Below are 851 nucleotides of genomic sequence, written 5' to 3'. Positions count from 1 at the left end.
AATCATTTCCATTTATTGAGATCAATCATGGGTCTAAAGTTTGCGCACTGCCAGGTTAACCAGCCATGGCGAAGTACAAACCCGCCGATGAGGTTCTCAGCATGAGCAATAACATTTCTGGAAAAGTTGTCGTTATCACCGGTGCCAGTAGCGGCCTGGGTGAGGTTACTGCGCGCCACCTTGCTGCGCTTGGCGCTCGCGTAGTGCTGGCTGCACGTCGCAAAGATAAACTCGACGCATTGGTGGCTGAGCTGACCAATGCAGGTGGTCAGGCAATCGCGTATCAGACCGATGTTACCTCTCAGGAAGAGGTCAAAACGCTCATTCAAGGTGCCGTGGACACCTACGGTCGCATTGATGTACTGGTCAACAATGCCGGACTGATGGCGATTGCACCGCTCAGCGATGCTCGCACTGACGAGTGGGATCGCATGATCGATATCAACATCAAGGGTCTGCTGTACGGAGTCGCGGCTGCATTGCCAGTCTTCCAGAAACAAAACAGTGGTCACTTCATCAACATCGCATCGGTTGCAGGCCTGAAGGTGTTTAGCCCAGGTGGCACCGTGTACAGCGGCACCAAGTTTGCTGTGCGGGCTATCTCCGAAGGACTGCGTCACGAAGTCGGTGGCAGCATCCGCACCACGACTATCGAACCGGGCGCCGTGGACTCCGAACTGAAATTCGGCAGCACCCACCAACAGAGCCGCGATTTCGTGGTGGACTTCTACAAGCATGCAATTCCCGCCGAATCGGTCGCTCGAGCTATCGCCTTCGCAATTGAGCAGCCTGCTGACGTGGATATTAACGAGATCGTTCTGCGCCCAACCGTGCAGGAATTCTAATGAGTT

General features: G+C 54.4%; 1 protein-coding gene. It reads left to right on the top strand.

Going from position 1 to position 851, the window contains the following annotated elements:
* Positions 1–101 precede the first annotated feature (101 nt).
* The gene (locus tag RT21_RS22855) at positions 102–845 is read left to right on the top strand and encodes an SDR family oxidoreductase (protein WP_031310677.1); all 744 of its coding nucleotides are present in this window, start codon (positions 102–104) and stop codon (positions 843–845) included.
* Positions 846–851 lie beyond the last annotated feature (6 nt).

The organism is Pseudomonas sp. 10B238 (assembly GCF_000970615.1).
Classification (GTDB): Bacteria; Pseudomonadota; Gammaproteobacteria; order Pseudomonadales; family Pseudomonadaceae; genus Stutzerimonas.
This window is presented reverse-complemented; position numbering and strand designations above follow the sequence as displayed.